The sequence below is a fragment of the Porphyromonas sp. COT-108 OH2963 genome (assembly GCF_000768895.1).
GTDB lineage: Bacteria > Bacteroidota > Bacteroidia > Bacteroidales > Porphyromonadaceae > Porphyromonas_A > Porphyromonas_A canoris.
In genome coordinates this window covers 183,768-210,094 of sequence record NZ_JRAP01000012.1, presented here as the reverse complement: position 1 = coordinate 210,094, position 26,327 = coordinate 183,768, and the positions used below count along the sequence as shown (strand labels likewise).

The 26,327-nt window shown below is 42.9% G+C and carries 21 protein-coding genes; 12 read left to right on the top strand and 9 right to left on the bottom strand.

Annotated features, from left to right (window positions below):
• The first annotated feature begins 493 nt into the window (after nucleotides 1-493).
• The 6 genes from HQ39_RS07485 to HQ39_RS07460 all read left to right on the top strand — a co-directional run bounded on the left by HQ39_RS07485 (nucleotide 494) and on the right by HQ39_RS07460 (nucleotide 5,269).
• Nucleotides 494-862 (top strand): hypothetical protein, encoded by a 369-nt coding sequence (locus HQ39_RS07485; RefSeq protein ID WP_148297500.1) that lies wholly within the window; start codon nucleotides 494-496, stop codon nucleotides 860-862.
• A complete protein-coding gene (locus HQ39_RS07480; protein ID WP_018964974.1) occupies nucleotides 849-1,241 on the top strand; it encodes a hypothetical protein in 393 nt (130 codons plus the stop codon). Before HQ39_RS07485 ends, HQ39_RS07480 begins: the two co-directional genes overlap by 14 nt.
• Nucleotides 1,238-3,289: a bifunctional DNA primase/helicase gene (locus tag HQ39_RS07475; protein WP_036865069.1), complete on the top strand. Its 2,052-nt coding sequence runs from the start codon at nucleotides 1,238-1,240 to the stop codon at nucleotides 3,287-3,289. The genes HQ39_RS07480 and HQ39_RS07475 overlap by 4 nt, the downstream gene beginning before the upstream one ends.
• The gene (locus HQ39_RS07470) at nucleotides 3,277-3,588 is read left to right on the top strand and encodes a helix-turn-helix domain-containing protein (protein ID WP_036865067.1); all 312 of its coding nucleotides are present in this window, start codon (nucleotides 3,277-3,279) and stop codon (nucleotides 3,586-3,588) included. Before HQ39_RS07475 ends, HQ39_RS07470 begins: the two co-directional genes overlap by 13 nt.
• Before the next feature lie 119 nt (nucleotides 3,589-3,707).
• On the top strand, nucleotides 3,708-4,481 hold the full coding sequence (locus HQ39_RS07465; RefSeq protein ID WP_036865064.1) for a type IV toxin-antitoxin system AbiEi family antitoxin: 774 nt from the start codon (nucleotides 3,708-3,710) through the stop codon (nucleotides 4,479-4,481).
• The gene (locus HQ39_RS07460; protein ID WP_036865062.1) at nucleotides 4,478-5,269 is read left to right on the top strand and encodes a nucleotidyl transferase AbiEii/AbiGii toxin family protein; all 792 of its coding nucleotides are present in this window, start codon (nucleotides 4,478-4,480) and stop codon (nucleotides 5,267-5,269) included. Before HQ39_RS07465 ends, HQ39_RS07460 begins: the two co-directional genes overlap by 4 nt.
• A gap of 72 nt (nucleotides 5,270-5,341) precedes the next feature.
• On the opposite strand, the gene HQ39_RS07455 is transcribed toward HQ39_RS07460, so the two are convergent.
• Nucleotides 5,342-7,006, bottom strand: coding sequence for a helicase-related protein (locus HQ39_RS07455; protein WP_235317652.1), 1,665 nt, complete (start codon nucleotides 7,004-7,006; stop codon nucleotides 5,342-5,344).
• Between the two features lie 416 nt (nucleotides 7,007-7,422).
• Here HQ39_RS07455 and HQ39_RS07450 point away from each other — a divergent pair, with 416 nt between their 5' ends.
• Nucleotides 7,423-8,187, top strand: a complete 765-nt coding sequence (locus HQ39_RS07450; protein WP_025837274.1) for a ThiF family adenylyltransferase — start codon at nucleotides 7,423-7,425, stop codon at nucleotides 8,185-8,187.
• Here HQ39_RS07450 and HQ39_RS07445 read toward each other — a convergent pair.
• On the bottom strand, nucleotides 8,179-8,946 hold the full coding sequence (locus tag HQ39_RS07445) for a response regulator transcription factor (protein ID WP_036852786.1): 768 nt from the start codon (nucleotides 8,944-8,946) through the stop codon (nucleotides 8,179-8,181). The genes HQ39_RS07450 and HQ39_RS07445 overlap by 9 nt on opposite strands.
• Before the next feature lie 172 nt (nucleotides 8,947-9,118).
• Between HQ39_RS07445 and HQ39_RS07440 the strand changes: the two genes are divergently transcribed.
• The 5 genes from HQ39_RS07440 (at nucleotide 9,119) to HQ39_RS07420 (ending at nucleotide 14,987) form a co-directional block, all read left to right on the top strand.
• Nucleotides 9,119-9,865, top strand: a complete 747-nt coding sequence (locus HQ39_RS07440) for an N-acyl amino acid synthase FeeM domain-containing protein (RefSeq protein WP_036865060.1) — start codon at nucleotides 9,119-9,121, stop codon at nucleotides 9,863-9,865.
• A 220-nt stretch (nucleotides 9,866-10,085) separates the two neighbouring features.
• Nucleotides 10,086-10,331 carry a hypothetical protein gene (locus HQ39_RS09550; RefSeq protein ID WP_025837280.1) on the top strand — a complete coding sequence of 82 codons (246 nt, stop codon included), beginning with the start codon at nucleotides 10,086-10,088 and terminating at the stop codon, nucleotides 10,329-10,331.
• Between the two features lie 126 nt (nucleotides 10,332-10,457).
• Nucleotides 10,458-11,669: a M50 family metallopeptidase gene (locus HQ39_RS09280; RefSeq protein ID WP_025837283.1), complete on the top strand. Its 1,212-nt coding sequence runs from the start codon at nucleotides 10,458-10,460 to the stop codon at nucleotides 11,667-11,669.
• Nucleotides 11,632-12,690, top strand: coding sequence for a hypothetical protein (locus HQ39_RS07425; RefSeq protein ID WP_025837285.1), 1,059 nt, complete (start codon nucleotides 11,632-11,634; stop codon nucleotides 12,688-12,690). Before HQ39_RS09280 ends, HQ39_RS07425 begins: the two co-directional genes overlap by 38 nt.
• Complete coding sequence (locus tag HQ39_RS07420; protein WP_025837287.1) at nucleotides 12,687-14,987, top strand: outer membrane beta-barrel protein; 2,301 nt, start codon at nucleotides 12,687-12,689, stop codon at nucleotides 14,985-14,987. The genes HQ39_RS07425 and HQ39_RS07420 overlap by 4 nt, the downstream gene beginning before the upstream one ends.
• Before the next feature lie 5 nt (nucleotides 14,988-14,992).
• Here the strand turns inward: HQ39_RS07420 and HQ39_RS07415 are convergent, their stop codons facing one another.
• The 7 genes from HQ39_RS07415 to topB form a co-directional block, all read right to left on the bottom strand.
• Nucleotides 14,993-15,412: a hypothetical protein gene (locus HQ39_RS07415; RefSeq protein WP_036852788.1), complete on the bottom strand. Its 420-nt coding sequence runs from the start codon at nucleotides 15,410-15,412 to the stop codon at nucleotides 14,993-14,995.
• A gap of 333 nt (nucleotides 15,413-15,745) precedes the next feature.
• Entirely contained in the window at nucleotides 15,746-16,054 is a 309-nt protein-coding gene (locus HQ39_RS07410) for a helix-turn-helix domain-containing protein (RefSeq protein ID WP_025837292.1), read from the bottom strand.
• Nucleotides 16,055-16,061: 7 nt separating this feature from the next.
• Complete coding sequence (locus HQ39_RS07405; RefSeq protein WP_025837294.1) at nucleotides 16,062-16,331, bottom strand: helix-turn-helix domain-containing protein; 270 nt, start codon at nucleotides 16,329-16,331, stop codon at nucleotides 16,062-16,064.
• 585 nt (nucleotides 16,332-16,916) lie between these two features.
• Complete coding sequence (locus HQ39_RS07400; RefSeq protein WP_036865059.1) at nucleotides 16,917-18,206, bottom strand: site-specific integrase; 1,290 nt, start codon at nucleotides 18,204-18,206, stop codon at nucleotides 16,917-16,919.
• Nucleotides 18,207-18,216: 10 nt separating this feature from the next.
• On the bottom strand, nucleotides 18,217-19,470 hold the full coding sequence (locus HQ39_RS07395; protein ID WP_025837298.1) for a site-specific integrase: 1,254 nt from the start codon (nucleotides 19,468-19,470) through the stop codon (nucleotides 18,217-18,219).
• A 266-nt stretch (nucleotides 19,471-19,736) separates the two neighbouring features.
• Nucleotides 19,737-24,155 carry an Eco57I restriction-modification methylase domain-containing protein gene (locus tag HQ39_RS07390; protein ID WP_036865054.1) on the bottom strand — a complete coding sequence of 1,473 codons (4,419 nt, stop codon included), beginning with the start codon at nucleotides 24,153-24,155 and terminating at the stop codon, nucleotides 19,737-19,739.
• Between the two features lie 94 nt (nucleotides 24,156-24,249).
• A complete protein-coding gene (topB, locus tag HQ39_RS07385) occupies nucleotides 24,250-26,325 on the bottom strand; it encodes a type IA DNA topoisomerase (RefSeq protein ID WP_036865053.1) in 2,076 nt (691 codons plus the stop codon).
• Between the last annotated feature and the right edge of the window lie 2 nt (nucleotides 26,326-26,327).

Genomic DNA, 26,327 nt, shown 5'->3' with positions numbered 1-26,327 from the left:
AACTCCTTGTATCGTAATCTTTTAGTCCTTTTTTCTTCTTTTGGTGTAGCCAAATTGTAGCCACCAGAGAGTTCTTAGAGAGTACTCATAGATACTGCTATTGGAAATACTCACTTGTATTTCTTTGGTTCAAAAGTACTCAAAACAGGAACACTTTCCAAACTATTTGATAGGAAATATTTTATCAGCCTCTTGGCTACAATTTTCAGTGCACGGTGCAAGCCCTTATATATAAAGGGACTTGCACCGTGCACTGACTTTCATTAACCTATACATGGCAAATCCTCCTCAATGGTATCATAATACCAAATAATGGTAATATAATATTCTGTTTCTGAGCTTTTCTCTATGGAACTTTGCAGTAAAAAATATAAATACTTATACGATGCCCAAAAAGAAATGCCCCAAAATGGAAGAACAAGGATGCCTGTTTATTGTCTGTCCAACTTTAGAAATGAGACTTCGAGCTTCTTCCAATCTCAAGAGAGTTGCAATGAATGCAAACATGGAATACTCCAATTTTATTAAAGCTTGTAAGTTAGAGAGCAATCTCAATCTTCGCACCTATCTAAAGTGTGCAAAGGCATTTGACAAGGAGGTTGTTTTACTTCATCTCCCTTCAGGCTTTGTGGAATCTATTACGACTCCTCAGAAACATCAATGGTTCTCTACTATCGAACAAAGAGACCTCATGGAGATTGTACGCAAGCTATTCCAAATAGACACAGAAGTTATACTTTTCCACATTGAGCACTTTGTGCATCAAATGAAAGAGCAAGGAGATGATGAGAGCATGAAGCAACTATTCGCATCATTGTTCGAAGTTGTACAGAAACTTTTGAAGAATTATGGACACAAATAATCCTCTATCGTTGCTTGACGAAGTCAGAGCTCTTCGTGAAGATATCAGACAGGTGACAGGCTTCATTCTGGAACTCAAACGTGACTACTCGGTACTGGAGGATAAAATAGAATTGAATAGTTCTGATGTTCTTCGCCTTTTGGGCATCTCGAAAGCATCATTGGCGCGTTGGCGAGAAGCTAAAGTTATTCCCTATCGCTACCTGTCGAGCAATCATGTGGTTTATCCTTTTAAGGGCTTATATCTTGCTATCAAGACGGGACGAGCAACTTTCAAGGGCTTTCGCAGGTTAGAAGCTTTGCAGAGAATGAATGCTTACAAAGATGGTATCATTAAAGGCTATATGGGAGAGGATACGGTAATATTTGAAGAACTATGAATCTGAAAGAAGAAATCTTAGCTCGCACCAATCGGGGTTTAGAAGTATTCTGCTTTTATATGCCGATTGACTTCGTACCCAAACGTAACTTTAGAAACCCTCTGTACGACGATAGGCGTGCCTCCTGTAACATCTATTTGGATGCTAAAACGCAGTGTTACCGTATGAAAGACTTTGGTAATGATATGTATTCGGGAGACTGTTTTTGGTTTGCTGCTACTATTTTGGGATTAGATGTAAAAGCAGATTTTCGTAAGGTCTTGGAGTGTATTATTGAAGATCTACATTTGAATATCTCAGATGATAGTAGTGAAAGGAAGAGATATTTGCCACGTCCCTCTCCCCCTGTTATCAAGCCTAAGCGACCTATAACAAGCACAGAGCACCTCAAGCGATTCAAGTTATACGAACAAGCCTTTACGAACGAAGAACTAAAATTTTGGATGCATTATGGCATCAACAATAAGACCCTTGAACGCTTCCATGTTCGCTCCTTGGCTCGTTATGAGTCCATTTCATCTCAAGGGAAGCCCTACTTCCTACAATCCTCTCTGGAGGAGCCGATGTTTGCCTATATATTGGGAGATTTTGTAAAACTCTATCGCCCCAAGAGTAAAGTACGCTTTCTTTATGGAGGAGAGAAAACAGAGGATTATATTTTTGGATTTGAGCAGCTCCCCAGTAAGGGAGATGTACTCTTCATTACGGGAGGAGAGAAAGATGTACTCACTCTTGCTGCTCATCATTTTCATGCTATTTGCTTTAACAGTGAAACGGCTCTTATTCCTGAGCCCACTATCGAAAGTTTACAACTCAGATTTCGACACATTATCCTCCTTTATGACACGGATGAAACAGGACAAAGAGAAGCCGAACGCCAGGCAGAATTACTCTCTCATCGCAACGTGTTGAGCTTGACTCTACCTTTGGCAGGGAGCAAAAATGAGAAAGATATATCAGACTTTTTCGCTTCGGGTAAAACTGAGGCAGAGCTTAGAGCCCTGATAACTCATAGGCTATCGGAAATATATACACAAACAATGATGATGCTACGTTCTTGTGAGATAGATTATGACAACCCGCCGGATGCTTCCAAAGCCATAGTGTCCGTAAAAGGTGTCCCCCTTGGAACACAAGATAATCTTCTCTGTGTTACGGGAGGTGAGGGTACAGGGAAAAGCAATTATATCTCGGCTATTCTTTCCGGAGCCCTTGGCATAGAGCGTTTGAATCCCGAACAAACCTTGGGCTTGGAGATTACAGCTAACCCCAAAGGCTTGGCTGTATTGCATTACGACACAGAACAATCGGAAGCTCAGCTGTATAAGAATTTAGGCAAGACCTTACGAAGGGCTTCTTTATCAACTGTACCTGAATTTTATCACTCGTTATACCTTGCCTCCTTCTCTCGAAAAGATCGTCTCAAACTGATTCGCGAGAGTATGGATTTGTTTCACCATAAACATGGGGGTATTCATCTGGTTGTAATTGATGGTATTGCAGATCTCATACGCTCGGCCAATGACGAAAGTGAGAGTATTGCCATAGTAGATGATCTCTATCGTTTAGCCGGGGTTTATAATACTTGCATTATTTGTGTGCTTCACTTTGTTCCCAATGGTATCAAACTCCGCGGTCATATCGGCTCAGAATTACAACGTAAAGCTGCGGGAATTTTATCTATTGAGAAAGATGATAACCCCGAATATTCAGTGGTAAAGGCTCTGAAGGTAAGAGATGGCAGTCCTTTGGATGTGCCGATGATACTTTTTGGCTGGGACAAAGATTTAGATATGCACGTTTATCGAGGGGAGAAATCAAAGGAGGAGAAGGAGAAGCGTAAGACCGATGAACTTATTGCTGTTGTGCGAGAAGCGTTTAAGCATAGCCACAGACTTTCATATCAAGAACTCTGTGAGGTGCTGATGCGAGAGATGGAAATCAAGGAACGTACTGCCAAGAAGTATATTGCTTATATGAGGGAGCAGGAAATTCTGACTCAGGATACAAGTGGGTATTATCAAAGAGGAGAGTTATGTCGAATTTAGAGAATCAAACCGAAGAACTCTGGCAAAAACGCCTGTTTGAACGTATTTTATCTCTGGAAGAAAAAGTCGACCATCTGCTCGTTCTACAAGAGCAATGGATCGACACAAAGATTCACCCTCCCTTAAAGCCCGAGTATCTTGACATTATCGATGTATCTAAACTTCTTAAAGTGGAACAGAAGACTGTCTACAACTGGGTTTGGTCTGGTAAAATACCCTATCTTAAGGCTAATGGACGATTACTCTTTAAGCGAAATGAGATTGATGAGATGCTAGAAAACGATAGAATATTGGAGTAGATGTTGCAACAAATAGAATATCAGAAGTTTGCATGCTCGAACTTAATTGTCTAAATTTGCAAATGGGGACGAAAAGTGTCCCTATTTGCAAATTTGAACAATAGGTAGATTGCCTGAAGATGGTTTACGGAACTTTTATTGAAAGTGTGCTTGCAGAGGGACGACTAACATTCTCTCGCGAGAAACTAATTAGTCGTGGAGTATCTCCTGAGTTAGTAAAGAGAACTATCTCTAGATATACTCAGCTGGGTAAACTATATTCTATCAGACAAGGTTTTTATGCAATTGTTACTCCAGAGTTTAGTACTCAGAATAGAGTACCAGAGGTGTTATTCATTGATGACTTAATGAAATACCTACATACTCCCTACTATGTTTCTCTATTATCTGCCGCAGCTTTACATGGTGCCGGTCATCAACAACCAATGAGTTTCTTTGTAACACAATCAGGCACAAAAATTAGGAATATTGAGACAGGAAAGCATTTGATAGATTTTACTTTATCCCAACATTGGGAAAGTGAGTCCGTTATGTCATTAAAAACAAGAACGGGATATATCCAAGTTTCCACACCAGAAGCAACAATCTTCGATTTGGTTATATATCAAAAGAAAATCGGTTTAGGGAGAAGTATTGAGGTTATTCAAGAACTGACTGATATTATACAAAAGTCTAAAATGAGATCACTAGTTCGTTTCTACCCTGTTGCGATACGACAAAGAGTAGGGTACATCTTGGACTTCATTGGTGTAGATTCAACAATAATAGAATCTTCTCTAAAATCTGAAATCCTACATAAGGTACCTTTTTCTCTGTCTAAACCAAGAGTTGGTACAGCTGACGAAAAGTGGAAGGTTATAATGAATGAGACAATAACAACGGATATCCTATGATTCCTCAAAGATATATTATAGAGTGGCGACATATAGCTCCGTGGACAAATGATGCCCAGATAGAGCAGGATTTGGTAATTAGTCGAGCTTTAGTTGAGATGTTTCAATCTAAGCTGTTGCGCAATGCTTTGGCTTTCCGAGGAGGAACAGCCTTGCATAAGCTATTTATTGCTCCCCAAGTGAGATACTCTGAGGACATTGATTTAGTTCAAATCTCATCAGAGCCCATAAAGCCAATCCTTATGGAAATCCGTAAGCGGTTAGCATTCTTAGGGACAAAACGTGTCGTTAAGCAACACATTCATAACAACACGATATTGTATCGATTTGAATCAGAGATGCCTCCTATTGTCAATCTCAGACTTAAAATAGAAATCAATACACGAGAGCACTTCAGTGTTCTGGGACTACAAGACTTCCCTTTTCGTGTTGAGAATTCATGGTTTTCAGGAGAGACCACCATCAATACATACAAATTAGAAGAGTTATTAGGAACAAAGTTGCGTGCATTGTATCAGCGTCGCAAAGGTCGAGATCTCTTTGATTTGTATTGGTCTCTCAAGCAAGGAAATGTTGATTTAGAACAAGTATTGGCTTGTTACCAAAAGTATATGGAGTTTGTCGTAGACAAAGTCCCTTCTAAAAAACAGTTCTTAGCGAATATGGAAGATAAGATGCAGGACGAGGAGTTCCTCTCAGATATGAGAGCTATTATTCGTCCAGGGATAAATTACTCTCCGCAGGAGGCTTGGACACTGGTAAAAGAGAAACTAGTTGATTTGTTATAATGAATCTTGGCACAATCATTAGTAAAACAAATTGTGGCAAGCCTTTACTATTAGGCTTGCCACAATTTATTTTTATATTTTCCACTTGGGCTTAGAGATTACCACACGACTCATGATGCCCGGGTTTTCTGGCTCGCTCTTCTTAGGAGCGTGCATAGAGGACTGCGGCGTTGTCATGTGTTGGGGCAAAGTGTGAGTAGACTCTTGCGTTGCCCCTTGAGAGGTCGTGTTTTGTACTCCTCCTTGTCCTTGCCTCTTCTTCTCTCCATCTTTGATTTCTTCCTTCTCAGGCTCAGGCGGAGCAAGCTCTAAGGCAATTTTTCGGTCGAGTTCGGCAGCTTGTCCTTTGAGCAAACGCAGTTCGTTCTCCTTCTTCCACGATCCATTGGCAATTGTCGTGTACACCCCAATATCTGCCGTCGCCTTGGCAAGTTCCTTCTCATGTGTCTCAATGACCTTAGGGATACGTTCGAGGGCATTGACAAAGTTAGCACAGGCAAGTTTAGGATCACTGGCGAGCTTACCATTGTTATAGGTGTAATAGATACCTTCCTGCCCTTTGACAAAAAATCGATTGGACGACATCTGAAAGAGGTCTTTCATGGAGCTTTCTGTCTTTACCATGATAGAGAAACCGTAAATTTCTCCGATTTTGTGGTGTTCACCGTTGGTGCGGGCTTTCTCTTCAATCTCCCGCAAGCGTGCTACCATCGTCTTGATGTCGGCACCCTCTTCTACGCCTTTGAGGACAAGTTTATTGATGGGATTGCCTTCTTCATCACGCTGTACTCGGCTCTCAAATGTCACCATATCGGCTTTTGCCTCTTCAACACGCCCCGTGTGATACTCCACTGAGTGCTGCATCTCAGCCAATTTACCGCTGGCGGCATCACGCTCTTTGAGAAAGGACTTACGCTCTGACTCAAGAGCTGTTATCTTCTTATCAAGCTTGGCTTTCTCCAAAAGGTCTGTATTACCCGAGAGTACGGCCACATATTCCGAGAAGTTCATACCGCTATCCTCGTCCATAGAACCCTCGTCAATCGTACGAGAGCCGAGCGTATTCGTTTTGAGCTGATTGATGAAGAGCTGCTTGTTGTGTAACAGATTGAATTTGTAGCTATCTAATGAACGCTCAACGGCATAGATAATGACATCAACCTTATTGTCGGCAAACTCTTTGGCTATGAGGTTCCCCTTACGGATAGCTCGTCCGTTGCGCTGTTCAAGGTCTGAAGGACGCCAAGGCGTATCGAGATGATGAATCGCTACCGCTCGCTGTTGAGCATTAACTCCCGTTCCAAGCATTTCGGTGGATCCGAACAGGATGCGTATACTCCCCTTATTCATGCCCTCAATTACTGCTTTTTTAGCTTTCTCATTTTTGCATTCTTGAATGAAGCGGATCTCTGATGAAGGTATGCCATAGTCTTCAGTGAGCTTACGCTTGATTTCGCTATAGACATTCCACTCTCCGGGCTTGTAAGTGCCTAGGTCGGAGAATACGAACTGCGTACCTTTCTGCGCGTTGTACTTTTGATAATAGTCATTGAGCATTTTGGCGCAGTGAGAAGCCTTGTTGTCGATGTGGTCTTCGTAGGCAGGATCAATCATGCGTAGGTCAAGGCTCATCTTTCGGGCGTAATCGGTTGCGATAAGCATTTTCGCCTTTTCCTCTCGTTCGCTTAGCGGTTCCCGCCCTAAGACAGTCGCATTCCCTGTCTTGGCAAACTCCATCAATCTCTTAATAAAATCCTCTTGCTCAGGTGTTGGAGGGATGTTGTGCAAGATCTCATTCTTCTCTGGCCGATCGATACCGATGTCCTTGGCAGTGCGGAAATCGCAGATCTCCGCATAGAAGGATGTTTGTGAGCACTAACCTATTGATTACGAGCTATTGGCTGGCTGTCAATTAGTCCAAGGGGAACGATTTGGAAACGAGCGAACTGCACTTTATCTCTACGTCCTGCTACAACTCAAAGAACGCTTAACTGCTCGTTGCAAAGGTATCTTATTCCTATTATCTAACCAAAAAAACTCTGATTTTATTTGTAGAAAAAGTATGCTCCCCAATAAAAATTACCCGTTTGGGTATTGTGAGTGTTCAAATAAGGTCTGAACTTTGTAATCGTAACTATTAAGTAGAGATTTCTATGAAAAGATATGAACGAAATCGGATATATCTGTCCGAAAATGACCAAAAGAAGATAAAAGATTATCGAGTTTTGCTCGGAGGTGCGGGTATCGGAAGTAACATTGCAGAAACATTATTGCGTTTAGGCTTTGAGCATCTTACTATTGTTGATGGTGATGTCGTGGAGGAGAGTAATCTCAATCGACAGAATTATCTATTTAGTGATATTGGACGTCCCAAAGTAGAGGCTCTTAAGGAGCGTCTATTAGGGATTAACCCATTGGCTAAGATAGTGGCGATCCCTAAATATATTGACGAAAACAACATAGAAGATATTATCAATGAACATGATGTCGCAATCAATGCTTTAGATTTCAAGAGTGACATCCCATTCATTTTTGACAACCTATGTACAGAAAAAGGGATGTATGTGTTACACCCCTACAATATTGGTTGGGCAAGTGCTGTAATGGTTATTGCTCCCAATGGACAAAAACTTGATAGTTTACTTTCCGAAAACGAAAGTATAATAGGTTTTGAAAAGAAAGCAGTAAAACATCTGACGGACTACTTCAATTATTGGGTCCGTCCAAAAATTTGGATAGAAGAGATAGTTCAGAAATATGAACAAGAAGAGAGCCTGTTGCCACCTCCACAATTAAGTATCGCATCTTCGTTAGCAGGAGGTTTGTGTACTGCCATTATACTGAGATTGGTACGAGGAGAGTTTGTCAAGACTTTCCCGAAGTTCTATTACTACTCCGATTGCGATGACTTAAATTAACTTACGGTGAGTTGCTATCGAGATTGCTTCTGTAATGTTGCTTACTTCGAGCTTAGCAAATAGGCTTTTACGATAGCCTTTCACAGAATCTTCAGATCTATTGATCTGTTGCGCAATTTCACTAACTGATAAGCCTTGGTTCGATAAACGAATCACGGCTTTTTCATTTAAAGAAAGCTCTATCGGTTCTATTTGCTTCCATCTTCCTAATTGAGGCTTAAAAATCCATCTGTTTTCAGGATTACACGAGGAAATATACGCAACTCCAACTTTGGTGGAGGGGGCTAATGAGACAACGCATAGAGCAAGCCAGATATTTCCTCTCGCATCAAGTTTAAGCGGTGTGATTTGATGATTGATTAGCATACTTTCTCGAGGTTCCTTTGCGTATAGATGAAAGTTGTAGGATATACTATACTTCGCTCTGTCTTGCACAGCTATATCACGAAAGAACTCAAACCCAGCACGATTTACTTGCTGTAGAAAAAGGAGATCCGGCTCGGGAACATGTTTCAGATAAAAGTTGTATCCTTCCTCAAGGACATCTTCTACAGCTTCATCACATAAGAATAACGGATTGTCGCATACGTAAAGGAAGTTCATGCGATAGTAATCTATAATGTAGAGTGATTTATAGGTTCCTCGTGCAAATGCCTTAACAGAATCAATATATGGTTGCAGGGTATGATACTCCGACTCCTCTATTTGTGGTCGGACATCACTCGGTAATTGGAACTGAATACTGTCATTTTCTTTCATATACCAGCTTTTATTGCTCTGTGATACAAATATACCAATATATAAGGATTTATTACCCGAAAGGGTGAAAAACATGATAGTTGAACCTTATTGAACTAAAATCACCCGTTCGGGTATTGCGTCCCAAATGCTTCATCACGAGCTTTGCATCAAAATAATATATAATCAATATATGGATAGATTTATAACGCATCAAGGCGACATCTCGCTATGGCAAATCGATAAAAAAGGAATTGCATCTTTAGCGAAGTTTGTGGTTGAAGAAAACTTTATGCACCACGAAGGAAAAATGCTTTCATCTTGTGAGAGTAGTGAAGAGTATCATCATGTACTACAAGAAGAACAGGCATTCTATGAGTATTCCTCCATTATCGTAGCTAAAAATACTCAAGGAGATATCATTGGTGCCATTCGTATAGCTTGTTGGGATAAAAATCCGCACACCATACCATTGGTAAAACTTTTTGGAGATCATCTCATAGATCTGGAGCAATTACGCCATGATCACAAGCACTTGTGGCATATAGGTCGTTTTGCAATCAACCGAAATTATACAGATAACGGGAGGCTTTTCAAACTCTTGATGCTATATGCTATTAGCCCAATATTTCGATACAATAGAGGTGTCTTATTGGCTGAAATTGATCAAAAACTATTGCGTACATTAGGGGCTTTGCATATTCAAGCGACCCCCCTATCCAAGGGAATAAGTTATCTCGGATCTACCACAATTCCTATCACTATCTACAAAGAAGGATTAGATGAGTTTATGCTCAAGTATGCTTATCTAGCTTTTGATATTCAGTTCAGAGAAACCCAAAGAGAATTACCCGAATGGGTGAAAATCAAGCCGAGAACACAGAATTACCCGAATGGGTATTGTCAAGATAATCAAGGTTATAGAACTTTGCAAATGTAAAACCTATCAATAAGCGCTGTTGATAATTATAAAGTGTGATACAACTCAAATAAGAAGGGCGTGCCCTTCGGATTTGCATCGATAATTTCTTGTCGATCGCAAAAATCAACTCACGAACAAAGTTGGCTTACTTTGGTATCAAAACAGTCCAGACCTTACTGTAAAGGCACAAAAATCCTTGAGTGAAGAATAGGAGTTATAACTTAAATAATCAATCAAAATGAGTAAAACAGATTTTGAAAGAATCAAGTTTGAAGAACTAGAAGACCGTTTCGAAATGGAAGCTGCAGGGGGATCTTGCGAAAGGAAGTGCTCTGGTGGCGATGGCGGTGATGGTGGTGATGGTGGTGGTAACGGCGGCAATGGCGGCAATGGCGGCACAATCGAAGTCAAGCCAGACATCAAAGTCAAGCCAGAGATCAATTCTGGAGGTGGTACGGGGAGCAATCCATCACTGGCACTATAAAAGATAAGTTAGATCTACTAAACCCCTAACTAAGTTTATGCAATCCTGGAGAGGAGGGACACTACTCCTCTCCAGAGATTGACTATAGAATGAAGGATTGTAGACTTCTTTATAGATTTTTGTAAAATGGAATCTGCAAAAAACGAAAGGGAAATTAGTGTTTCTCAGCAAAAAAAAGGTGTTTGGAATGTATCATACAAAGGAAGATATTTTCAGGTTAATGATATTACGAAACATCTAATTATTTGTATTATTAAGGGGCTTTCAAACGAAGATACTCTGCATAGTGTATCAAAAAAATTTAGCGATATACGATTAGAACACTCTGATATAGATTTGGTTAGAAAAAAGATGGAATCAATAGAGGAGAGTCATATTTGCCACAAAAGTGCATACATAAAATTCAAGAAAACATTAGTTCGGCTAGAAGAGAAGAGGTGTACGACTCTATTAAAAAGATTGTCATCGCTTTTTGACACAAAGGTTGTTGTTGTTGTGATGGCAACATTTTTTTCTCTTTTATTATTGCGACATAGGGATTTATTTTGCGTAAATCGCCATGAATTATTCGCTACAATAAAAAGTAATCCGTTTTTGGTGCTTCTCTATATTGTAATAAGTATTGGAATCATATTTATACATGAGATGGGGCATGCTGTAGCTTCTGAACGCTACAAGGTTTCCCCAAAAGAAATTGGTTTTGGATTTTATCTTTATTTCCCAGTATTTTTCACTGATGTCTCTAGATCATGGATGGCAACAAGACGCCAACGAATTGTGATTGATGTTGCAGGATTTTATTTTCAAATAATATCAATGACAATTCTTTTGCTGTTTTCTTTTCTGTATACAATGCCAAACCATATACTTTTTGCTATAATACTTGACAATTTAATTGTTATTATATATAATATGAATCCATTATTTCGATTTGATGGATATTGGATTTTTAGCGACATTTTCGGCATAACTAACTTGAGAAATAAAAGTTACTTTGCTATAGCGGAAATAGTATTGTGGATTGGGGCTAAGTTTCGACAATGTAATCAGAGAGAATTTTCATACCCAATTCTTGTATATCTCTATTCTTGTATTAGCCTTCTTTTTGTTTTTACGATGGTTTCCACCTTTGTCATATTTGCCTTTAGACGTTTAGTGACATTAATATCAATGCTAATGCAGAATTCTATTCCTTCTGATAATAGTATTTGGATATTCCTTATCTCTACAATACTATTATTTGTGGGAGTTTATTTTTCATCAATTTCGGTAATACAAACAACTAATACAATAAAAAAGTATGTCTTACAACTACGCAAAGAAAGTAGCATCGATTAACTCAATTATCGAGAAAAGATTAAAGGACGGAGAGAATACCCTTCAGAGAGCTATGATAATTGCGTCTCTAAAGCGTTTCTATCCCGAATTAAAAGAAGAACAGTATGATAGTTTTCTTCGTTCTGTTTTGATAAATCAAGAATTGGCATGGCAAGAACAGTCAGATGTAAGCATACTGACCTATTGCACAATATCAGACAACCTTGATCACTTACATACCCCCGCAATTTATTGTTCTTTTCATTTGTCTTCATACAGATTGAGTCTATTGTATTTGCTAACTCTAAAGAAACCTATTACATTATTGGCATCGCAAAAAGTAATTGATTCTCAGAAAGAAATAATTAGTAAATATTCAAGTCTTGCGTCAGGAAATTCTCCAGTGAAACTTATAAATGCAAATTCTCCTCATTCATTATTATCCATGGCAAAAGATCTCAAAGATGGAAGGAGTTTATTTGTATTTATAGATGGGAATACAGGAGTTGGAATTGCTACAGAAGAAACAAAGTTAACATCTGTTAGAATATTAGAATCGGAAATTCTTGCTCGTTCTGGAGTTGCCCATTTGGCTCTTATTACCAATACTCCCATTGTGCCAATCATCACTTTTAGAAATGAAGGAGAATATCCTTCAATTAAGGTGTTTCCTAAACTATTGCCATCTGAGCGATATACAGATCGGAGTATTGAGGCAGATTTGCTAACACGAAAAATATATTCTATTGCAGATCCTTTACTTAAGAAATATCCAGAACAATGGGAGCCGTGGCTGTATCTGTATAATTTTGTTTCAAAGAATCATTCCAAATCCAACAATGTGAAAATATTCAAATTCAACAAAAACAGGTATTTGTTTTGGAATAATAAAAACAAGTCATATTTAATTGACAATGTCGACTACTCTGTAATCGAATTAGACTCTAATACGACAGAAGAATTACAGAAAGATGTGATTTGCATAGAAAACATTCAAGATAGCATACTAAGAAATTTAATTAATAATCAGATCATCATATGAAAAGAAGTTTCATTGTATTCCTATTCATTCTCTCTTCGATAGTATCTCTATCTGCTCAGTCTGTAGTTGAGACAAGAGGTTCCATTGTCGACAAGGCTGGAGATCCTCTGATCGGAGCTGTCATCTTTTTTAGGAATGTGGCTGATAGCCTTGCTACATTCCCTGCGGTTACTGATAGAAATGGGTGCTTCAAGCAACTTTTAGCACCATCTCGGTACTCCTATTCGATCTCTTATTTGGGAGAAGAGTATAACCCGAAGTCCAATCTGTTGACCATAAAGGATCAGCCCATAGACATAGGCACTATTAAGATCTCTGTGAGGGCTGTTCAATTAGGGGAAGTCGTAGTAAGGGTAAATCGTCCCTTCGTCTCATATAAAGGGGTAAACCCTGTGTATAATCTAAATGCCAATCCAAGTATGAAGGGTAGCAACCTATTGGATGGTATCAAACATCTACCTGGCATCTATCAGAGAGAGGGGGCAGGACTGAGCGCTTATGGCATTTATGATGTGACTATTGCTCTGAATGGTCGTGTGTTATTGCTCCCAAAAGAAGAAGTTCTCTCCTATCTTACCACCTTTAACACGAGCGATGTCGAGAGCGTGGAGGTAATACGTAATCCTGGACCAGAATATGGAAACAACTTAGATATTGTACTCAATATCATAACCAAAAAGAAATCTTGGCAAGACGAGTCCAATATCTTTGTCTCCTCGGATATTACTTCTCAGAGAGGAGATCTTTTCTCAGAAGCATTAAGAGGAAGATTTAACCTAAACAAAGGGATCTCTCGCAACTATCTCTCTGCTTCGATCTCTAATCTCAATCGCAAGGAAACCTTAGAGACTACTTTTGGTGTTGATACCACAACGATCACTCCTCGTAGACTTTATGGCATAGAAGCTGGCTCGGATCTTCAGTTGTCCAAGAGTTCTCTATTAGGTGGTCGAATAGGCTTATCTAAGATTACGGAGGCTCTGAGAAACAATCACACGTCACAGGTAAATCTTGACAGGAATGTCGTAACGGGGACTCTATATCATCACTTTAACAGAGACAATTGGGCTTGGGATGTTAATGGGGATATGCTGTTTAGTAAGAGTGATATCTTGTATCAATCACTCCAAGAGGCAGCTTCCTCTGAGCATGATAATAGAACTCAATCTTATCGTGCCACATCAAACTTCTTCTATCGATTCTCTCCTTCTTTCAAGATACAGACAGGCATTATCAGTAGTCACACTTTGCTTAATGAGAGAGCTCAAAAAGGAGAGCTGGATCTGAGATATAGAGAGCATCAAAACTCCGTCTATGCCACACTCTATTATCAGCATAAGAGCATAAACGGACGAATGGGGGTACAGCTTAATAACGACATTCGAGCCTTATCGGGAGTCTTTTCTCAGGACAAAGCACAGAGATGGAGCTGGTGGAATTGGCAACCTTACTTTAGTGTGGATTATAGCATCGCTCGGCATCATTTACTCTCGTTAGTCTTATCGTCCTATTACAATCGCCCACAGTTTAGAGACCTACTACCATATACTTCAGGATCTTCGGGCTTCTTGAAGCGAAAAGGCAATCCCGATCTGAAGAACAGTTTTAGATACAACCTATCGCTCACTTACTCCTTTATGAGGGCTGCCAGTCTTGAATTCAGCTATTCGGACGAACGCCTTCCTATTGTCGAGATGATAAGTCGGCAAGGAAGTAACTACTACCTCTCTCGCAATAATTTGGATAGGAGTCAATACATCAGAGTCGTTGCAGGACTGCCTATTCCTATTATTAACAATCAGGATCTAGGGATAAATTGGCTTGCTTCCACCTACTTTGCATTTCATCGACAATTTGACAGAGGGGTGGTCAACGATAGCCACATAGATAGAACGTTCAATGCTTATTATCTGATGCACAGTCAGAGTCTAAGCCTCCCGAAGAATTGGAACATCTTAGCACAAGCAACCTATTATAGTCCTCTGTTTATGGGAGTATACCAGACTACCAAACCGCAATGGTGGATTGATCTGACCGTGAGCAAACGGATTGCCAACTGGAAATTTTCCCTCTCAGGGCGAGACCTTCTGAATAGCAATATAGCCGAAGGACAAGTCGTAGGACTACCCATGGAGATGCACTTCAAGAAGAATTGGCACCAGCCTTCTGTCACTCTTTCTATCTCCTTATTTATTGGGAATGATAAGCTAAAAGGGACCCGAAAGATGAACACATCAGAAAGTGCCGACAGAATTGTATCAACGGCTGATGAAAGCATTTCTTTGCAGAAAAAATAAAGATATCATCCAAATCTATCAGCATACTCTTCAGTCAGTTTGATCGCTTGCAGTTGGAGTTTGATGAGGAGAGCGGAGTACTTTTCTAGTTTGCGGAGCATCCGCTGTGCAGTGGCGATGGAATGGTAGCTATTAAGCGTTTTGGTTGCTTCGTTGTAGAGAATGCCAATCTTATAAGTTAGGGTTACTATACTAGAGAGTTCACGCAGATATTTCTCCGCTGACTTATCCTCTGTTATCACTTTGAATGTCTCTCCGAGGAGTCTTGCCCTAACAAAGTCACTCTTTGATTTTGCACCCGACCTTTGGTAAAGGTTAATGACCTTCTGTTGGTCTTTAGGATTGGGTAATCTGATGTGCCATCTGTCCCATTTGGGACAAGTGGCACATCTGCCGTCTGGCTTGTCCGTTTTCTTTTCTTTCATTGTTCTTTAATCACGACTTTGGAGTGATTTAATCCCCTTTCGGGTCAAGGGGCTTTGTGCGACAAATGTTAATTTGTGGTACAAAGACACACCTTGCCAATATCAAGATTGGGGTATGCTTGGGTCGCTGATTGCTCAGCATTCAGTAAGTCTGTTAGTTCTTGAGTTCAGAGTTTGCTGTGTAATTCCAAAACGCAGTTCAGAGGTCATTATATGGTTTCAAAATTGAGTTCAGAGGTAGTTGTATGAGTTACTCTGGGACTTGGTCTAAATAGACTAACTGACCAATTGACCAACTGACCTAAGTCTATTCTGACCTGAGTTGGTCTAATCCTACTTCCTGACTGTTAGAATGGGGTTATAATGCCTTTCGAGCATCGCTTGGATGTCGCTCTGCTTATACAATATCTTGCCTCCTATCTTGTAAAAAGCTAAGACGCCATTGCTTCGGTACTCTTGGAGTGTTCGACTGCTAAGTTTAAGCAATTCGCAGACTTCCTCGCCAGTGAGGAAGACCTCTCCGCCTAACATTGGGCGAGCCGAGGCACAATAACGCTCCAATTTGGCTAATACTCCCTCCATCATTTGAGTAAACACCAGTATCTGAGGGTCTTCTCTTGTAATCATTTCATTCTCTGCCATAATGGGTTCATTCAGTTTTTGAGTTCAATGCTTCTGTGATGTCACTCTCTTTGTAGTAGCACTTATGCCCAATCATTGAGAAGGGGATTTTGCCTGTATCTCTGAGCGTCTGCAAGGTTCGCTTGCTGATGCTCAGTCTACGGCAGACGGCTTCGTTGTCGAGCCACGCTTCTGTTTGGGGCGGATTACCAATGAACTGCTCCACTCGGTGGATAAAGTCGGCAAAGGAGGAACGGAGCATCTCCCACGCTTTGCCCTCTACGATGATAATTCTCATTGCTTCGGTTGGTTTTAGGTTGCGTTCTTGATTTAGTGCAAGCAAGGGCTATCGCTCTCGCCTGCTTTGTTATTTGAGGGCAAAATTAGGCGGAGAAATGCAGTCCTCAATGGGCTGTAGATGAAGGCAGAAAGTCAAGGAAATGACAAGAAACGAAGCCTCTCCAATAGGCTTGTATTGCGGTAATGAGATGAGGTGTTGGCTCGTTCCTATGGGCGAGAATTATAAGTTTGAGATGTCGATTTGTCGATAAATCGATAAATCGATAAATCGAACGTTCGATTTATCAAGAGTTTTATAATCTGTTTGAGCGATAGCCAGCACGATTGTTTGAGCTACCTCTCAACCGATAGTCAGAGCGATAGATAGCTTTAAGCCTTGCTTGCGTCCAAAGAGCCTGAGTCTGTCGTGTTCGTTCGGGCTTTTCTCTCGAGGGCGGTCTTGCCGAGCAAGGTGGGAGGGAATGAATACTACCGCTATAATACAAGAAGTCCTGCGGTAGAGATTCTTCCCTCCCTCCGCAGGACTTGACCTTGATAGGCAAACAGACCGCCCTTGTACCTTTGCCCGATATGAATACGACCCTTAGGCGGTGGACGGCTCGGCTTGGTTGGATATTGACTTCTTTCTTGGTGGACAAACTCGCAAGGCTTTGCGTAGCGTCTGTGTCTGCTCGCTTCCCATTAAGGGGAGCATCTCCTTGGCGATTTTCTGCTTGCTGACTTTGGCATATAGCTCCGTAGTGGAGATAAAGCGATGCCCTAACATTTTACTCACTGTCTCAATCGGTAAGCCGTTCTCCAAACAAATGGTCGTGGCAAAGGTATGTCGTGCGACGTGCGAACTTACTTCTGTCGATGTTGAGCAACCAGCCTTAACGAGCAGCTCACGAATTTTACGATTGAAATAGCAGTTTACTGGGAACTCTCGAAAGTATAGCCCCTCAGTGCGTCCTTGCCCTACAAAGGCGAGTATCTCCTCCGCAATAGGCAGGAGTGGTACAATGCAACAATTCTGCGTCTTGGTGCGGTAGAGCGAGATGTATCTGCGTCCATCGCTAAGGGTATAGATGTCCTCCATACGCAGTTTCTTGATGTCTGAGAAAGCCAAACCAGTGAAGCATCCCAAAAGGAATATCAGTCGGTGGTGGTTATCCATAGAGCGGTGCGGACGATAAGCCAATAGTTTCTGTAAGTCGTCTCCGCTAAGGCTATTTCGCTCGTAGGTGGGTGTTTCGATGTCTATGAGTTCAAATGGGTCTTCTCGCATATAGTCCTCCATAATAGCCCTACGGACAACTTGATGCAAATGCCTAAGACGATTAGCAACACTGCTTGCTTTATTACCTAAATCACGAAGCATATAGAGGCGATAGTCCTCTATCAAAGCCTTATCCACTTCGTAGGGTAAGCATCGCCTCTTTCCCTTGCTGTCAAGGAAACGAGCAAAGCTCTTGCAACTATCCCCAAAGGCTCTAATCGTAGCCTTGCTAAGCGTCTTACCGCTCTGTGCCTCCTTCTCTTGGAGTAGCGAGCTATAAAGCTCCACGAGCGTTTGTTGGGGCTTGTTCTGACGCAGATGCTGCTCTTTGAGGTACTCGGCTGTGATGTAATGCTCCTCTCGGAGAATACGCTCATAGAGTGCATTCAATCCCTGCTCAGTTGCATTCAGTGTGTTATTGATGCCTTGTGCTGTGGGAGCGGAGCTTTTTACTTGCCCCCTCTTGGCTTGCCAATCTTCGGGGGCAGTATATTGCTTGGTAGAGAATGAGGAGGTTTTACCATTGCAGGAGATACGACAGCGGATAAGACACAGCCCCTCCTCGTTAGTCTTGCTTCGGTCTATATAAAACAGAACTGAGAATGTACTTTTCATTGTGGTAGGCTTAGTTGGTTAAACGATAGTGGGCTATTTCGGGAAGAATACGCTCTACATCTCTAAACACACGCTCGGGAGAAGTCTCGGCATAGACTTGTGTAGTCTTGATTTGACTATGCCCTAACATCTTCGACACACTCTCGATAGATACCCCTTCAGATAGGGTCATCTGCGAGGCAAAAGTGTGGCGAGCCATATGGAAGGTTAATCGTTTAGAGATTTTGCAGAGCTTGGCAATCTTCTTGAGGTGGATATTGACGGTATCTGCCCCAGGAATGGGTAGAAGATAACCCTTGGGCGGTTCGTGCCGAAAAGCTCGGTTGTGAATACCTTTGTATTGCTCAATGAGGGCAGATGCCTCGGGCAAGAGTGGTATGTGGCACATATTGCCAGTCTTGACTCGTGGTTTGCGTATCCAAGTCATACCACCTTCTTCGATAAGATGCTCTGCTGTGAGGTGGTAAATATCCGTGTAAGACAAGCCCGTATAGCAAGAGAAGACGAACATATCCCTTGATACCAGCTCATAATCGCCCAGTTGCGTTTCGTCTAAGGCTACGATACGCAGGAGTTCCTCCTTGGTAATGTAGCGTGGCGAGCCAACATCCCAACGGATAGAATAGCCTAAGAAAGGGTAAGAGTCGATGATGTGCCGTTTGTGTAGGTCTTTCAGTAGCGATGCCAGCATAGAGAGGTAGCCAGCCGTGGTATTGAGTTTGTATCCCAGCTCACGAGAGAAATAACCCTCGAAATCCTCTATAAAGGCTCTGTCGGCTTTGGGTGCAGGCACATCGCCCATTCGATGGCGGTGTTTGATAAAGGCTTCGAGATGGTTGCGGAATTGCAAAAGGCACTTATACCTTCGCTCACTGCGGTCTATGCCCACACGCTCACGAAAGCGTGCGAGGTATTCCTCCAAATGATAGAGTAAACCTTGGCTACCGCTGTTTAGCCCAAACACAAGGGCTTTGACCGCCTCTGCCGTTACCGCTTCGCCTTGCTTACGCTGTAAGCCCTCAAAGGCTCGATGGACGGAAACTTGCAAGCGGTCGAGCTCAGTATTCACGGACACGGCTTCGGCACTCTTGCCTACAAGCCTATTCTTACGGCTATCCCATAGCTTGGGCGAGCAACTTGTCTTGCAACTAAACTGTACCATTGTTCGCCCCACACTTAGGCGAGCCATAATGGGGCTTTTGCCGTCTTTGCTCTGCGTACTTCGCTTGAGGTAGAAGAGCAACTTCAATGTCTTTTCTTTCATCGTTGTTTTTGTTTACAAAGTTAGACCTCTAAGAGATAGTTGTCGCTGCGCAAAACGCTGAAAACGAATGAGAAAGCATCGTTTTAGTTGCCACTTTTTTCCTCTTCTTGCCAAAGCCTCAAAAGGGGAACGATTTGGTAACTAAACTCGCTCCTTTTACCGCCCTTTTTCGCCTTTTATCCTCGGTGCAAGGTGGTGCAGATATACTCAATCTTATCTGTTAATCAGATAGATAGCATTTCTCTGCTATTCCTTGCTCCCAACTCTCATATTTCCGCATAGAACGAGGCGAGTTCCGGTACCTTAATGAAGGTGCGGAAGCGTTCCTTCTGAATGATTTCATTTGTTACTGAAAACTCATAGTCGGTGCTTTTCTTGGCAAAGACTGCTGCCCAAGCATCAAAGCTGTTGATACCTTGCTTCTCAAGGGCTTGCGGACGCAGGTATTTGAAGAGCAAATAAAGCTCGGTCAAACTATTGGAGATTGTCGTGCCGGAGAGGAAAGTCGCCCCCAAGTCCTTGCCCGACCGCTCCTGAATGGTACGAATTGCAAAAAGCATATTGAGGGCCCGTTGTGAGCCATCGGGGTTCCCCAAGCCTGATACACGGTCATGACGGGTATTGAACATCAAGTTCTTAAATCGATGCGACTCATCCACAAAGAGGTGATCAATGCCCATCATCTTAAAGTCTACGGCATCGTCCTTGCGTTCGGCTATGCTGTCTTGGATATCTCGGAGCTTAACCTCTAAGGTCTGCTTCCGTTTTTCCAAGCCCTTGAGCATACCCCGAGAGATGTCCCTACCCTGTTGGCGCAACACCTCGAGGTTCTCTTCCACCGAGTCCATCTCCTTTTGCAAGATAGCCTGCTGTATTTCGAGGGCTTGAGGGATCATTCCAAACTGCTCGTGGGTAAGGATAATACAATCCCAATCGTTGTTCTTGATGTCGTTGAAAATACGTTGGCGGTTCTGCTTGGTGAAGTCCTCTTTACCGGGATAGAGGATTTTGGCATTAGGGTAAGCTTTGCGAAAGGTATCGGCAATGTCAAAGACATTCGCCTTTAGGCCGATAATCATCGGCTTATTCACTAAGCCCAATCGCTTCATCTCGTAGGCTGCTGTACACATAATGAGAGTCTTGCCTGCTCCTACTTCATGGTCGCAGATACCCCCTCCATTGGTTTTGAGCATCCAGACGGCATCCTTTTGGCTCTTATACAGGTCGGGAATCCCTAACCTCTTGAGGTCGAGGTTAGGGAAAGATTGATGCGAGCCGTCAAAGTTTGGACGGACAAAGCAGTTGAAGAGTTCATTGTAGCGATCAGCAAGTTGCTCCTTAAAGTTCTCAGGACTTCTCCCCAGCCAATCAACAAATCCTTGGCGGATCTCTTCAATCTTGGCATTGGCTTGCTGTATTTTCTCACCATCTCTGACTTTGATGGTTTTCGTTTCCCCCGTGGTCTTATCTACCACCTCCTTGTTCTTATTGATGTCGGGGATGGTATTATGTAAGGCATGCTTGAGGAGATGTAAACCATCATAGCGACGAAATTCCCCTTGCACCGCATACTTGTGCCAGATACAGGCATTCTTCCTATCACAGCTAATCGTGTACTCATCCATGTTGGAATGGTAACTGATACGAATGTCCGTTTCAAAGAACTCAGAGGCAAACTTCTCATATACACTACTCGGAATCCAACGCTCTCCAAAATTAAAATCAAGGTCACTAAAAGGAATTGGCGTTGGGCGCGCTGCCATGAGTGCTGCCAAGCTCTGCTTACCTTCCTCATGGTCGGGGTGGTCAAGCAACCAAGAGGCAAGCCTATCGGCTTTCTCAATCACATTGCCTGATACGAACTTGTCGGCAACCTCGTAACCATCTATCTCGGGATTGAAATAGATGCGTCCTTCCAAGGCAGAGAGGATATCCGACTCTTCCATCTCAGGAAGCAGAGAGCTCATATAGTCAAGTTCTACCGTTCCGTACTTATTGAGCGAAGCACTGAGTGCTTCCAAGGGGTCTGCAGCAATGGTGAGTTCGGATGTGGAGAATGCCGTGGGATGGTCAAAGATATCGGCTTTGACAAATTGACCATTTTCTGACCTTTCGAGGAAGAGCATTTCCACCCCTGTGGCATCCATCTTGATGATATCGATATTGCTCTTCTGATTGAAATGTCCCCAGCGAGCGACATAGCTGTCATATAGTCGATTGAGTTTGCTACGCTCCTCTCTTTCTTCAGAGTGATTGATTGCTTCGTAGTCGTATAGGCGATGATAGCTCTCACGTACCTCAATATAGGCTTTCAGTCTTGACAGCTGCGCATAAGGCAAATCCATCGGATTGAAAGTCGGATGCCTTTTCAGATCGGAGATAAATCCCACTTGACCATTCTGCAATACGATAGAACCATTCCTCAAATGTGAATCGGGAGCAGAGAGAAAAGGACGAGGAGAAGCGTCAAAGATTTTCTTACTCTCGATAGTAGATGGAGCCGAATAAGACTCGTTTTCATTTGCAAAGTCGAAAAGACTACGTTCATAGCCACTTGTTGCTTCCTTTTTTTTGTTGGCTCTATGACGACGCTGTGTAGTTGAATGAGCAATCTTTGTCGTGGAAGTAGTATCTGATTTCTGCTTGGACGCAGAGATCGGTTCTCTAATACCCTCATTGAACAGTGCAACCTCTTGTGTCCATAGGGTGTACTCCTCCGGAGCAAAAAGAAAAGTTTCAGACCAATCAGGACTCTCCATTGTGGGATGGTGATCATCATCGAAGTAAACCGTTTGACCGTTCATCTCTCGGGGAGGTTCCACATCCGTTCGTATTTCGGGTACCTCCTTTTCGTATTGACGATGCAGTGTTAAAGTAGGAACTCCTTCGGGCGCAGGTTCTTCTTGGGACGTAAGACCGACCGTAGGTGTTTGCTTTTCTTCTGTATTCTGTACCTCAGTTTTTCCCACCTCTGTCTCTTCTCCAATCTCTTCTGATACATTTTCCATCGCGGGAGTAGCTTCCTTAGTATATCGTCCTCTAACAAGTTCCTCGAGTTCCGCGATTTCGTGAAGTTTCTGAGGTTTGAAGTATAGATCTCGCTCTATGCCTAAGCCATGTATATTGACTTCCGCCATCTCATCGAGAGACATAATACCGAGTTCCCATTCATAACCCATGGTTACCGCACCGAAGCCGATACGCTCTTTGGGGTCATATTCGAGCAAATAAGCTGTGTAAGCTCCCATCGGAAAGAAGTAGCGGGCATAGGCGACTTTATCTCCGATTAGTTCCCCTTCAGTGCTGTAGAGTTTAGGTAGCTGTTTCTCGATGCTCTTAGGCAGGAGCGTGTAGGCATCGTTAATCTTGTCATCCTCCTCTGCACCTTTGCCTTTTTCCTCTTTGGACTCAGACAAGCCTGCTGTTACCCCCAATTGATGGAGCTTCTTTTCGGCTTCAGCTTGTCGCTCTTCCTCTGTCATAGCAATGCCTGTCTCATACAATTTTCTGTCAAAACGCGTCCTTATATCCTCTGAGAGCTGAAAGCGTAGACTTTGAGCCATTTCCTCAATACCACCATCGAACTCATAGACCCACGTGGGTTTACCATAAGGGTCTGTACCCATCGTGCGACTTGTGGCGATGGTGTGTTTCATCACTTCCTGCCACTCCCCCTCAAAAAGAGAGCTATGATTAAAGGCAATAGAGAAGCCATCACCTTTGGGTATCGGGAAAGTGCTGATAAAGGCTTGCTCCATCCCTTCGCCAATATCTTTACCCGACTGCTTTTGCAGGACAATGAGGTCGCTTCCGACTTCTGTGCCGGCATTCTCACTGAACATACCCGAGGGTAGGCGAATAGCCGAGATAAGCCGACTGTTTTGCATCAGATAGCGACGGATAGGCTCGTTACGGGGAGCATCGAGGACACCTTGTGAAGTGATGAAGGCAAGTAGCCCACCCTCCTTGAGCGTATCCAGCCCTTTAACGAAGAAATAATTATGAATGGCTCTGGTAGATTCGCTCTTGAGTACATCCTTACCCTTGGTATAACTACGGTCGTAGACCATAAAGTCTCCAAAAGGGATGTTACTTGTCACAAGGTCGTACTTATCCTTGTCCTCCACTTCTCCAATGGCTTCAAAGGGTTGGTTCTGCACGAAGATATTCCCTTCACCATAGGGGTGAAGGGCTTGTGAAATGCGAGCCGTCAGGAGGTCTTTCTCCATGGTATCGACAAGACTTACCTGCTTGGCAAAGGTCTCGGCAAAAGCTCCCATGCCTGCGGAAGGATCCAAACATCGCTTGATGGTAACCCCGGTTGTCGCAATGGAGTCGGCAATAGCTGAGACAATATGTGTGTCCGTGTAGAAGGAGGTGAGTACACTCGCCTTTATACTATCCCAATAGCGTTTGGCGGTATGGGCATCTATCGCTTCTCGATAAATGAGTTGCTTGAGTTGTTGCGTGGGGACAAATAGGTTTTGCTCTGAGCCGGACCAGTGTCGGATGTCCTCGGCTTGGTCACATCTGTTGAGGACACACTTGAGTCCTCCAAAACCTTGGTAACCCCTCAATATTGTTTTTTCAGCCTCGGTTGCCTCTCGACGCTCTTTCTCTAAGCGGAGTACGACACGAATAGCTTCGGTATTAGCCTCTAAAACAACTTTCTTATTGTATGCCATGGTTGTAAATCAGATAAGGTTACACAGTCGATAGTGAAGAGCGTATCTTGCACTATCGACTGTTCGTTTTTTGCGGTGAAAGAAAAAAATGTTTTTATCCCTTCTTTTTCTTACCCTCAAACTCAAAGGTTGTACTGTTGTCGTCTTGGAGAACGAGTCGAGCATTGAACTTCTTACCGGCCTTGCTCACTAAGCCTTTGAGAATGGGTGTTCGTTTGGTATTGATCAGGTCTCTGAGATTATCCTCAGAAAGAAATGTGCCACAAACTTCTCGGAAGATGACGAAGCCACAGCCCTCATGTCGACACTTGGCAATCTTTGCATAGATACCGACACTTTCGTTACCACACTTGGGACAGCGATAGGTCGGGTAGCTCTTTTGGGGAAGCGATAGCTTCAAAAGCTCCTGACAGATTTGCTCGGTATACGCTGCAATACGCTGTCCGAACTCTTGGGTAGATGCCGAACCTGCTTCAATCGCAGAAAGAGCAACTTCCCACGCTCCTGTCATCTCAGCATTAGCGATACGCTCGTCTTTGACAATCTCATAGACCGAAAGCCCTTTTTCTGTGGGTACGATGCTTTTCTTCTTTCGTCGGATGTACTCTCTCAAAATCAGAGTCTCGATGATGTTTGCTCGTGTGGCAGGTGTTCCGATACCACATTCTGCCATTGCTTGACGGCTTTCTGCTTCTTCGACCTCTTTGCCGGCATGTTCCATAGCTGAGAGCAAAGTCGCCTCAGTATAGAGGGGCTTAGGTTTCGTTTTGTGTGTTGTGATTCCGACAGAGCTGACCTGCAGGGTTTCTCCTTCTGTGAGGTTGGGAAGAGATGCCAACTGCTCTTCTTCATTTTCTGTCTCCTCTCCTTTGTTCTTCTCTTTACCCTCTTGGGCAACGGCTTTCCAGCCGGAAGATAAAATATGACATGCTTTCCAAATATAGGAATGGGTGCCATCCATGAAGATGACCTGCATACGCTCCTCTTCTGAGTTCGGAGAGAAGGCTTCGATAAAGCGCGTACAAATCATCTGATAGATGGTGTTTTCATTTGCACTGAGCCCCAGTGCCCTTTCTCCGGTTGGGATAATGGCATGATGGTCGGTGACCTTACCATTATCTACGCTATGACGGTTGAGAGGAGCTGTCAAGCCCTCTCCAAGCATACTGAGAATAGCAGGAACTTCCTCGAAGACATCTTCACTGATGTAACGACTGCCTGTACGTGGGTAGGTTGCGACTTTCTTCTCATAGAGAGATTGAGCTATTGAGAGTGTCTTCTCTGCCGAGAAGCCATACTTTCGATTTGCCTCCTTCTGAAGTGTGGTAAGATCATACAAGAGAGGTGGTGGAGTAGCTCCTACCTTTCTTGTGAGTGATGATACAGTCAGTCGGCCCTGACTGCGGAGGGCACTGAGAGCAGTCTGTGCCGAGACCTCATTATCGAAGCTGTTTGTGCTAATGGCTTTGAGGAGGATCCTCTCCTTCTCCACTAAGGCATTCACTCTCCAATAAGGGACAGAAGAGAAGTTCTTGTTTTCAAGGTAACGACGGCATACCATCGCAAGCGTTGGTGTCTGTACACGTCCCAAAGAGTAACCTCCCTTACGAGCGATCGACAAGGCCCGACTGGCATTGATACCGACAAGCCAATCAGCCTCACTTCGAGCTTTAGCGGAATAGTAAAGGTTATCATAATCTCTCCCTGCTCTCACCTGAGCTAAGCCCTCACGGATTGCTTTATCTGTAAGTGAACTAATCCAGAGTCTATCGAATGGCTTGTGGCAGTCGAGGTATTGATAAATCATGCGAAATATCAACTCTCCCTCTCTTCCTGCATCGGTTGCTACGATGATGCGCTCTGCCAAACCAAAGCAATGACGAATGGCTTTCAGTTGTTTTAGAGCAGCAGGATCATCACATAGTTCTTTATCCTTGCGGACTTGGCGAACGATGAGTCGGAAGGGATTGGGACGAATGGGCAGGTCTTCGGCTTTATAGGTAGAGAAGCCATAAACTTCGGGCATGGCCAGCGTAATGAGATGCCCCATCGCCCAAGTCACGAGATAGCCACTCCCTTCAAGGTATCCCTCCTGTTTCGTATTTGCCCCTACAATACGGGCAATATCACGAGCTACCGAGGGTTTCTCGGCAATAATACATGTTATCATGG

Bases quoted from the DNA above. Each gene is read 5' to 3' on its own strand.
- topB (WP_036865053.1), bottom strand. From the start codon at position 26,325: ATGATAACATGTATTATTGCCGAGAAACCCTCGGTAGCTCGTGATATT.
- HQ39_RS07410 (WP_025837292.1), bottom strand. From the start codon at position 16,054: ATGGCAGAGAATGAAATGATTACAAGAGAAGACCCTCAGATACTGGTG.
- HQ39_RS07395 (WP_025837298.1), bottom strand. From the start codon at position 19,470: ATGAAAGAAAAGACATTGAAGTTGCTCTTCTACCTCAAGCGAAGTACG.
- HQ39_RS07405 (WP_025837294.1), bottom strand. From the start codon at position 16,331: ATGAGAATTATCATCGTAGAGGGCAAAGCGTGGGAGATGCTCCGTTCC.
- HQ39_RS07480 (WP_018964974.1), top strand. From the start codon at position 849: ATGGACACAAATAATCCTCTATCGTTGCTTGACGAAGTCAGAGCTCTT.
- HQ39_RS07415 (WP_036852788.1), bottom strand. From the start codon at position 15,412: ATGAAAGAAAAGAAAACGGACAAGCCAGACGGCAGATGTGCCACTTGT.
- HQ39_RS07450 (WP_025837274.1), top strand. From the start codon at position 7,423: ATGAAAAGATATGAACGAAATCGGATATATCTGTCCGAAAATGACCAA.
- HQ39_RS07445 (WP_036852786.1), bottom strand. From the start codon at position 8,946: ATGAAAGAAAATGACAGTATTCAGTTCCAATTACCGAGTGATGTCCGA.
- HQ39_RS07475 (WP_036865069.1), top strand. From the start codon at position 1,238: ATGAATCTGAAAGAAGAAATCTTAGCTCGCACCAATCGGGGTTTAGAA.
- HQ39_RS07425 (WP_025837285.1), top strand. From the start codon at position 11,632: ATGTCTTACAACTACGCAAAGAAAGTAGCATCGATTAACTCAATTATC.
- HQ39_RS09550 (WP_025837280.1), top strand. From the start codon at position 10,086: ATGAGTAAAACAGATTTTGAAAGAATCAAGTTTGAAGAACTAGAAGAC.
- HQ39_RS07460 (WP_036865062.1), top strand. From the start codon at position 4,478: ATGATTCCTCAAAGATATATTATAGAGTGGCGACATATAGCTCCGTGG.
- HQ39_RS07485 (WP_148297500.1), top strand. From the start codon at position 494: ATGAATGCAAACATGGAATACTCCAATTTTATTAAAGCTTGTAAGTTA.
- HQ39_RS09280 (WP_025837283.1), top strand. From the start codon at position 10,458: ATGGAATCTGCAAAAAACGAAAGGGAAATTAGTGTTTCTCAGCAAAAA.
- HQ39_RS07455 (WP_235317652.1), bottom strand. From the start codon at position 7,006: ATGGAGTTTGCCAAGACAGGGAATGCGACTGTCTTAGGGCGGGAACCG.
- HQ39_RS07420 (WP_025837287.1), top strand. From the start codon at position 12,687: ATGAAAAGAAGTTTCATTGTATTCCTATTCATTCTCTCTTCGATAGTA.
- HQ39_RS07465 (WP_036865064.1), top strand. From the start codon at position 3,708: ATGGTTTACGGAACTTTTATTGAAAGTGTGCTTGCAGAGGGACGACTA.
- HQ39_RS07390 (WP_036865054.1), bottom strand. From the start codon at position 24,155: ATGGCATACAATAAGAAAGTTGTTTTAGAGGCTAATACCGAAGCTATT.
- HQ39_RS07470 (WP_036865067.1), top strand. From the start codon at position 3,277: ATGTCGAATTTAGAGAATCAAACCGAAGAACTCTGGCAAAAACGCCTG.
- HQ39_RS07400 (WP_036865059.1), bottom strand. From the start codon at position 18,206: ATGAAAAGTACATTCTCAGTTCTGTTTTATATAGACCGAAGCAAGACT.
- HQ39_RS07440 (WP_036865060.1), top strand. From the start codon at position 9,119: ATGGATAGATTTATAACGCATCAAGGCGACATCTCGCTATGGCAAATC.